General features: G+C 60.6%; 7 protein-coding genes. 1 reads left to right on the top strand and 6 read right to left on the bottom strand.

Features of this window, described 5'->3' with window-relative positions:
* Nucleotides 1-428 precede the first annotated feature (428 nt).
* The gene (locus AC5P9L_RS12880; RefSeq protein WP_099484516.1) at nt 429-785 is read left to right on the top strand and encodes a hypothetical protein; all 357 of its coding nucleotides are present in this window, start codon (nt 429-431) and stop codon (nt 783-785) included.
* Nucleotides 786-1058: 273 nt separating this feature from the next.
* On the opposite strand, the gene AC5P9L_RS12885 is transcribed toward AC5P9L_RS12880, so the two are convergent.
* The 6 genes from AC5P9L_RS12885 to folD form a co-directional block, all read right to left on the bottom strand.
* Nucleotides 1059-1877 carry a hypothetical protein gene (locus tag AC5P9L_RS12885; protein WP_099484503.1) on the bottom strand — a complete coding sequence of 273 codons (819 nt, stop codon included), beginning with the start codon at nt 1875-1877 and terminating at the stop codon, nt 1059-1061.
* 87 nt (nt 1878-1964) lie between these two features.
* Nucleotides 1965-2906, bottom strand: a complete 942-nt coding sequence (locus AC5P9L_RS12890; RefSeq protein ID WP_123958489.1) for a hypothetical protein — start codon at nt 2904-2906, stop codon at nt 1965-1967.
* A gap of 10 nt (nt 2907-2916) precedes the next feature.
* Nucleotides 2917-3549, bottom strand: a complete 633-nt coding sequence (locus tag AC5P9L_RS12895) for a Fe(II)-2OG oxygenase family protein (RefSeq protein WP_143569553.1) — start codon at nt 3547-3549, stop codon at nt 2917-2919.
* 494 nt (nt 3550-4043) lie between these two features.
* Nucleotides 4044-5609, bottom strand: coding sequence for a glutamine-hydrolyzing GMP synthase (gene guaA, locus AC5P9L_RS12900; RefSeq protein ID WP_014646866.1), 1566 nt, complete (start codon nt 5607-5609; stop codon nt 4044-4046).
* A 103-nt stretch (nt 5610-5712) separates the two neighbouring features.
* On the bottom strand, nt 5713-7170 hold the full coding sequence (guaB, locus tag AC5P9L_RS12905; protein WP_005409308.1) for an IMP dehydrogenase: 1458 nt from the start codon (nt 7168-7170) through the stop codon (nt 5713-5715).
* A gap of 477 nt (nt 7171-7647) precedes the next feature.
* Nucleotides 7648-8526 (bottom strand): bifunctional methylenetetrahydrofolate dehydrogenase/methenyltetrahydrofolate cyclohydrolase FolD, encoded by an 879-nt coding sequence (folD, locus tag AC5P9L_RS12910; RefSeq protein WP_005413112.1) that lies wholly within the window; start codon nt 8524-8526, stop codon nt 7648-7650.
* Between the last annotated feature and the right edge of the window lie 329 nt (nt 8527-8855).

Below are 8855 nucleotides of genomic sequence, written 5' to 3' on the forward strand. Positions count from 1 at the left end.
GTGGCGTGGGCGATTGCGCCAGCTTGATTCGCCATCAGCAGAGCAGCTGCGCAAATGCGTCCGGCGGTGTCGCGTGCTGCACGCATGGAGAGTGCAACAATAGTTCTTCGCTCTCGGATTCAGCGATTCCTTCGCGAATTTCTATTGGCATTCGAAGCGGCCGCGTAAACACCATGGCGCGCCACCGAAAAAGGGTGGCAGCGGGTCTGCAAACCCGTGATGAGAGATGCACCTGTAGTTTGCGCTTGCCCGTCGGCACCGTCCTTAACCGGTGCCGGCGGGCAATCCGTCGGCCTTTCTGGCGGGCGGTGCGTGGGGGCCCTCGGGCCCACCGGTCTATGGTGCTATTTCATCCCGGTTTGCAGCCACGCATCGTCCGCCACCTCTTCACGGTGGCGCTGTTAAGCACAGCCACGGAAGCCGACGCCATGAACGAATCCGATACCTTTTCCTCGTACACCGTTGTTGAGCCCATCAACGACGACACTCCCCTGCACGACCTGAATTCCCTGCTCGGCATCCTCAAGCGCATGCGTGGCTGCGAGGGCGCTGATGGACTGCCCTGGCCGGAGAACGACGTCTCTCCCGGGCGCCGCGTGAGCCTGGCGAGGACCGAACGCGCGTTGGTCGGGCTGCTAACGGTGCTGGAGGTGCTGCACTCGGCAGACCGCTGCCGGGTGGCAGCGGAACCAGAGCGGCATCTGGATGAGGGGGTGGTTGATGGGCTATTTCTGGCTTGCCGGGGATTGGCTGAGTGGGCTTGTCGGGAGGTTAGGCCGGAGTGACCTGCCTGACCGGAGCAACGTACAGCAGATTTGATTGGGCGTCACATTGATTAACACGCGCCTCCTGCCAGGAGCGAACATGGCAGCTCCACCCGGCTGAAGAGCATCGGAGCAAATTCCTCCATCCATGACCAATCACGGTCGAGAGCGGCGAGACCCAGCAAGCCAGTTCGGTCATCCTCCGGAAAGGACGATGCATGCAAACGAGACCGAATGAGCCGCAGTCTTCTACGCGGCGATGTCATAAGGCCATCCTCCGGCATTTGGCCAGCCCTACCCCAACGCGAACTCGAGCTGATCGAAGAAGCGCGGGATACTCTCGTATTGGTACATCCTCCAGTAGGCGCGCGCCTGCTGGTCTACCTTCACATGTCCGAGCAGGCGAAAATCGCGCATAGATGGAAAAGTACGCGACGCTGCCGCCAGGGATGCCGCGTCGATATCGTTGAAGTAATCGCTACCCATTGAGGGCGCATCGAAGCTTCGAATCACCTCCCCCACGATCACAAGCGCAGCTACAACATGCATCATATCGAGAAGTTCGAGCTCGTACTCCTGTAAAGAAAGATGCGCTGCCGTGCGATCGGCATGTTGCTTTAGAAGGCCGATCCGCTTGTGGAGTCGACCGGGAGCCTTGAGTAGGTCAGTATCTGTCCGCGCGTATTCACGAAAGAATTCCCTTAAAAAGACGAGGGCGCGATGAGCATCTTCGAAAGTATTGCTTCCTCGCTCGGACCAGTAGTGCGCATGCTCTTCAAGCACTCCGTCGGACAAGCGGCCGAAATTACCTCCAGTAAGGTCTGGCTTGGCGGCATGATCAAAGACTTTCCGGCAGTTCAGGGACAGCGAGTTCAGCGTTGAGAACTCTAGGTACGACTGCGATACGCGAAAGGGCAAGTCGCCCGAAGCATCCATATCTTCAGCAGCCTGCGCGGTGCCAAGAAAATAGTAGAACGCCGGAAGGCTCATGCTTGCGCGTGACATAACGCCTCGCAGAAAGTGGACTGATCGCAGCTTCCCGTGGAGCCGAAACGGCTCTTCCTTCCGCTGCATCCTCTCCGCACGCGCATCGAGATCAAATTTTCGGCTCATTGCTTCGCGCCTGCTTGGCTACGCCGCTCAAGAGTCAGAAGTCGACGCCTGACTGGATCAAGAACACCGACGCTAGTACCTTGATGATCAGTACTCATTATTGTCATCTTCCCACATATTTCGCGCCAGCCTATCAACATCAATGCCAAAGTACTCTATCGCATCATAATGACTAGTCGAAACATAACTATCACCCAATCCACAAGCAAGAAGCTTTGAGTATCCTGAAATCTTCAAGCCGCATGCAACGCAGAAGAACTCCTCTGGCCGCATTGCTTGACGTTCAACAACACCATCTTCCGCAGTTGATGTTTTGGCTACGCCCATTGCGCGCCCCTGCACGAGCGCAGTGGCGGTACAGGAAGGACAATTAACTCGATGACCATAGTGGCGCAAAGACGCAGCCGCAGCCTGGTCCAGAGCCGTCTTCCTGTCCTCGTCTGACTTCGAATCCCAAACAACCTTATGGGCATTGATAGCACCAAGGACGCTCTTCGCGGCGCCATCATTAAGTGCTGATATATCTTCCCTCGCCTCTTTTGCCTCAGCATCTCCGAAAAGATTTTCTAAAGAAGACCCACAATGACTCAAGAGCACATCGCAGACAGCAAAGAAGTGCGGCCGCCAGGACGACGAGCTAGAGCTTTCAAAGTTCAGGTTTCCAGAATGAAGCTCCGAGTTTCTCTTTGAGAAATGTGCCAAGCAAAAGTTGACATGCTCGCGCGTAAACGCAGGGACCAATTCTTCGGCGCGCCCAATTAATTCTGTAATAGGGGCGGTTCGAGGAACGAATTTAGCCTTCTTCGGAGCATGCCCAAGTGCATAAAGAATATTATTCCAGTCGGAACCGTCTGCCACAAGCGCCGGCGACACATGCGAAATTGATGCTCTTATCAACATTTCCATGAGGAAAGTTGACCAAAGCCCATACTGCCAATCGGTAGAATTAGCCTGCATAGCCTCCGAATACAAGTCAGACTTGGCTAAGTAGGAGCTCTTTGACCACTCGTGATCGACCCTAACTGCCATCTATCCTCCCTCACTCCAAGTAGACCCTTTTCAGCACTCTTCCACGAGAACTCGACGACACTTCCGACCTGCCGTGCAGGGTTCGCCAATTGTCCACCACCAGTACTTGGCCAGGCTCATCTAGGGCAACGCTACTAATACTCACATCCCGAATACGATCGTTAATCATTCGCACAGCACGGACTGCTATCGAATTTACGGGCTGAAGGAATAGTGTATCCCAACGAAATATGTCACCATCCACCATTCTTAGTGGAACCTGACGACCATCAAGCGGCCTCCGAGATCGCAAAATTGCCTTCTTAAAGAAGTCCCGTTCCTGCGGGTCAATCAGACTATCTCTGTGCACTATATTTGTCTTCACGTCACGGGATCCCACGATACAAATAAGCGCAAAGTAGCGCGGAGGGATGCTCCAGTGAGCCATATCGGTATGAAATGGAAATACCCCTAATCCGAAATTATGGCTATAGCTGGGCCCCATACCCACACCAACCCTTGGCACGAGCTCTTGAATTGGCTCAACGCCATAAATTTGGTCAATATTTCCTAAAGTCTGCTCGACTTCAGTTAATTCGAAGTTCTTAGAAATTTTGGTCTTCGCAAATCCGACATCTTGAAGCTGTCGTTGCCATGAACTCATTCTAAGACTCCAGAATTCTGAGAACTCAACGGCTCATCCATAGAATATGAATTGGCCCGATGCGAACAGCCACAGTGGCTGCCTCACTTGAATCTCGGATGTCAACGAGCGTTCACCCTTTTTCTTCTGCCCTAATATTCCAATCACGCCTTTCCTTGGATTCTCCACAGGTTGTGCATACGAACTCACCCGTATTTGACCCCAAGTGATACTCCTGCTCAACTCGAGGGTGATTGCAGGGCTTATTCCCCCAACTTTTCCGAAGCTTTTCCGCCTCTCGCATTTGCATAGCAATCCGTTGTGTATGCCTGAGAAATTAGGTGTTGATCGTTTTGATCTTACGACCACAGAAGATCTTGGACAAGCTGCCTCGAATTGACCCCGAGTGCCGGGAAGCCGCTTGGGATGCAAATGGCAATGAATGGCGCAAAGCACCTCATCAGCGCTCGCGGCGAACAAAAAAGGGCGCCTCTCGGCGCCCTCGTTCTTTCAACTCATTCCCACTCAATGGTCGCCGGCGGCTTCCCCGAGATGTCATAAACAACCCTCGACACTCCCCGCAACTCATTGATGATCCGGTTGCTCACCGTCCCCAGGAACTCATACGGCAGATGTGCCCAGTGCGCCGTCATGAAGTCAATCGTCTCCACCGCACGCAGCGCAATCACCCACTCATAAGCACGCGCGTCGCCCACCACGCCCACCGACTTCACCGGCAGGAACACGGCAAACGCCTGGCTGGTCTTGTCGTACAGGTCGGCCTTGCGCAGCTCATCAATGAAGATGGCATCGGCCTTGGCCAGCAGCTCGGCGTATTCGCGCTTCACTTCGCCCAGGATACGCACGCCCAGGCCCGGGCCCGGGAACGGATGGCGGTAGACCATGGTGCGCGGCAGGCCCAGCTCAACGCCGAGGCGGCGCACTTCGTCCTTGAACAGCTCGCGCAGCGGCTCCACCAGGCCCAGCTTCATGTGCTCCGGCAGGCCGCCCACGTTGTGGTGGCTCTTGATCACGTGCGCCTTGCCGGTCTTGCTGCCAGCCGACTCGATCACGTCCGGGTAGATGGTGCCCTGCGCCAGCCACTTGGCGTTGCTCAGCTTGTTCGACTCTTCGTCGAAGATCTCAACGAACAGGTTGCCGATGATCTTGCGCTTGGCTTCCGGGTCGCTCACGCCTTCCAGCGCGGCGAAGTAACGATCGGCGGCATTCACGCGTACGACCTTTACGCCCATGTGCTCGGCGAACATCGCCATCACCTGGTCGCCTTCCTGCCAGCGCAGCAGGCCGGTATCCACGAACACGCAGGTCAGCTTCTCGCCGATGGCCTTGTGCAGCAGCGCGGCCACCACGGACGAATCGACGCCGCCGGACAGGCCCAGGATCACTTCGTCATCGCCCACCTGTTCGCGCACGCGGGCGATCTGGTCGTCGATGATGTTGGCGGCGGTCCACAGGGTCTGGCAGCCGCACACGTCCACCACGAAGCGGCGCAGCAGCGCCTGGCCCTGCAGGGTGTGGGTCACTTCCGGGTGGAACTGCACGCCGTACCAGCGCTTTTCTTCGTTGGCCATGGCGGCCACCGGAATGCGGTCGGTGGTGGCGGTGATGGTGAAGCCCGGCGGTGCAACGGAGACGTGGTCGCCGTGGCTCATCCAGACATTCAGCTTCGGCTCGCCGCCGTGGTCGCTCAGGCCCTTGAACAGCGCATCCGGGTTGATCACATTCACTTCGGCGTGGCCGAATTCGCGCTGATCCGCGGCTTCGGTGGCACCGCCCAGCTGCGCGGCCAGGGTCTGCATGCCGTAGCAGATGCCGAAGATCGGCAGGCCGCTGTCGAACACTTCCTGCGGCGCGGCCGGGGCGCCCGGCAGCGTGGTCGATTCCGGGCCACCGGACAGGATGATGCCCTTGGCGCCGAACGCCGCGATCTCGGCCGGGTTGTGGTCCCACGCCCAGATTTCGCAGTAGACGCCCAGCTCGCGGATGCGGCGGGCGATCAGCTGCGTGTACTGCGCGCCGAAATCGAGGATGAGGATCTTGTCGTTATGGATGTTGGTCATGGCGCCCCGGCAATGCAGTAGGGAAAACGAAATCAGATTTACGGCGGCAGATGGAGAAAGAGGAACGGGAAGTGCTTCTCCGTTCCTCTTTGCTCGGCCCGCGTCAGGCGCGGTAGTTCGGCGGCTCTTTGGTGATGGTCACGTCGTGGACGTGGCTCTCACGCTGGCCTGCGCCGCTGATCTTCACGAACTTGGGCTTGCTGCGCATGTCTTCGATGGTGGCGCAGCCCACGTAGCCCATGGTGGCGCGCAGGCCGCCCATCAGCTGGTGGATGATGCCGCCCACCGGGCCGCGGTACGGCACGCGGCCTTCGATGCCTTCCGGCACCAGCTTGTCGGCGGTGGCGGCGTCCTGGAAGTAGCGGTCCTTCGACCCCTTCTCCATGGCAGCCAGCGAACCCATGCCGCGGTAGCTCTTGTACGAACGGCCCTGGTACAGCTCGGTCTCGCCCGGCGATTCCTCGGTACCGGCCAGCAGGCCACCGACCATGATGGTCGAGGCACCGGCGGCCAGCGCCTTGCCGATGTCGCCCGAGTAGCGGATGCCACCGTCGGCGATCAGCGGGATGCGGTCCTGCAGCGCTTCGGCCACCAGATCAATGGCGGTGACCTGCGGCACGCCGACGCCGGCGACGACGCGGGTGGTGCAGATCGAGCCCGGACCGATGCCGACCTTGACGGCGTCCGCACCGCTGTCCAGCAGCGCCAGTGCGGCTTCGCCGGTGCAGATGTTGCCACCGATGACCTGCACGTTCGGGAAGTTCTTCTTGACCCAGCTGACGCGGTCCAGCACGCCCTGCGAGTGGCCGTGCGCGGTATCGACCACGATCACGTCCACGCCGGCGGCGACCAGCGCTTCCACGCGGCGATCGGTATCGCCACCCACGCCGACGGCAGCGCCGACCAGCAGGCGGGTCGACAGGTCCTTGGCAGCGTTCGGGAAGTCGGTGTTTTTCTGGATGTCCTTGACGGTGATCAGGCCACGCAGTTCGAACGAATCATTGACCACCAGCACCTTTTCGATGCGGTTGCGGTGCAGCAGCTGCAGCACTTCATCAGACGCGGCGCCTTCCTTGACCGTGATCAGGCGATCCTTCTTGGTCATGATGTGGCGGACCGGATCGTCCAGCTCGGTCTCGAAGCGCATGTCGCGGTGGGTCACGATGCCGGCCAGCAGGCCGTCGCTGCCCACCACCGGCACGCCGGAGATGTTGTGCGCCTGGGTCAGGGCCAGCACGTCGCGGATGGTGGTTTCCGGGCCGACGGTGATCGGGTCGCGGATGACACCGGCCTCGAACTTCTTGACCTTGGCCACTTCCGCGGCCTGCTGTTCCAGGCTGAGATTCTTGTGGATGATGCCCATGCCGCCGAGCTGTGCCATGGCGATGGCCAGGCGGGCTTCGGTGACGGTATCCATCGCGGCGGACAGGATCGGAAGCTTGAGCTTCAGGTCGCGAGTCAACCGCGTTTCGAGGTTGACGTCCTTGGGCAGGATGGTCGAGTGGGCGGGGACGAGCGAGACGTCGTCGTAAGTGAGTGCTTCAGCCTGGATGCGCAGCATCGGCATACCCGAGATGTGGGGAAGCGCGACATTTTACCCCTTTTTCGCGCCCTGTGGCAGGGGGTAGATGCGACGCAGTGTCGCGCGGGCGGTGACTGGTTCAGGGGGCCGCCTACCGCTTTGGTGGGTGCCAACCTTGGTTGGCACCCACCAGGAGCGGGTCATCAGCCTGCCTTTGGTGGGTGCGGACCGTTGGTCCGCACTACCCTTCAGACACCTGTGCTCCTGCATTGTGCCGACCAACGGTCGGCATCCACCTTAAGAGGATCACTCAGGCCAGCACTGGAGCGCCTTTTGTAGGTGCCAACCTTGGTTGGCACAAACAGCCAGAGGCCCTCACCCCACCTTGGGGTCCAGGTGCCGGACGGATCGTGCCAACCAAGGTTGGCACCTACCAGGAGCGGGGCATCACCCTGCCCCGGCATTGTGCCGACCAACGGTCCGCACCCACCAACAGCAGTTCTCCCCAATCGCAGGTCAGCTCAGCGCTTCCGCCGCTTCCAGGGTGTTCTGCATCAACGTGGCCACGGTCATCGGGCCGACACCACCCGGCACCGGGGTGATCCAGCTGGCCCGCTGGGCAGCGGCCTCAAACCCGACATCGCCCACCAGCCGGCCGTCGTCCAACCGATTGATACCCACGTCGATCACCACAGCGCCCGGCTTCACCCACTCGCCCGGCACGATGCCCGGGCGGCCCACCGCCACCACCAGGATGTCGGCGTTGCGCACGGCCTGTTCCAGCACGTCCTTCGGGGTGAACTTGTGGCAGCTGGTCACAGTGCAGCCGGCAATCAGCAGCTCCAGGCCCATCGGGCGGCCGACGTGGTTGCTGACGCCCACGATGGTGGCGTTGCGGCCACGCACCGGCTGGTCGGTGTGGCCCAGCAGCGTGGTGATGCCGCGCGGGGTGCACGGGCGCAGGCCGAACTCGCGCAGGGCCAGGTGACCGACGTTTTCCGGGTGGAAGCCGTCCACGTCCTTGCGCGGGTCAATGCGCTGGATCAGCCGGCGCGCGTCGGGGATGCCCGGCAGCGGCAGCTGGATCAGGATGCCGTTGATCTTCGGATCGGCGTTGAGCTGGTCGATCAGGTCGAGCAGCTCGGCTTCGGTGGTACCAGCCGGTAGATCGTAGTCATGCGCCTCGATGCCGACCTTCTCGGCGGCACGGCGCTTGTTGCGCACGTACACAGTCGAGGCCGGGTCGCCACCGACCAGCACCACGGCCAGGCCCGGGCGGCTACCACCGGCGGCCACGCGAGCGTCGACGCGCACCTTCAGGCTGTCGAGCAGGTCCTCGGCGATACGGCGGCCATCAAGGATGCGGGCAGGATGCTGGGAGGCGGAATCGGTCATCGGGAGCGGGCGTGGGGCGGCGGGGACGCTATTGTCCCTGATTCAGGCCCCCTCGCCCACCGCCGTGCGCCGACTCCGCGCACCGGTAGTGCCGGCCGCTGGCCGGCAACTCCATGACGTCGGAACGTTTCCGTATCTGCCGGCCAGCGGCCGGCACTACCAACCACCGGCTTCGGCAATTCCCCGCGCGGTAGTGCCGGCCGCTGGCCGGCAACCCCACGACGTCGGAACGTTTCCGTATCTGCCGGCCAGCGGCCGGCACTACCAACCACCGGCTTCGGCAATTCCCGACCCGGGTAGTGCCGGCCGCTGGCCGGCAACCCCACGAC

Source organism: Stenotrophomonas sp. YJH_SMC_64, from assembly GCF_059371375.1.

Coding starts and splice junctions, on each gene's coding strand:
- AC5P9L_RS12890 (WP_123958489.1), bottom strand. CDS start 2,906: ATGGCAGTTAGGGTCGATCACGAGTGGTCAAAGAGCTCCTACTTAGCC.
- guaB (WP_005409308.1), bottom strand. CDS start 7,170: ATGCTGCGCATCCAGGCTGAAGCACTCACTTACGACGACGTCTCGCTC.
- AC5P9L_RS12880 (WP_099484516.1), top strand. CDS start 429: ATGAACGAATCCGATACCTTTTCCTCGTACACCGTTGTTGAGCCCATC.
- folD (WP_005413112.1), bottom strand. CDS start 8,526: ATGACCGATTCCGCCTCCCAGCATCCTGCCCGCATCCTTGATGGCCGC.
- AC5P9L_RS12885 (WP_099484503.1), bottom strand. CDS start 1,877: ATGAGCCGAAAATTTGATCTCGATGCGCGTGCGGAGAGGATGCAGCGG.
- guaA (WP_014646866.1), bottom strand. CDS start 5,609: ATGACCAACATCCATAACGACAAGATCCTCATCCTCGATTTCGGCGCG.
- AC5P9L_RS12895 (WP_143569553.1), bottom strand. CDS start 3,549: ATGAGTTCATGGCAACGACAGCTTCAAGATGTCGGATTTGCGAAGACC.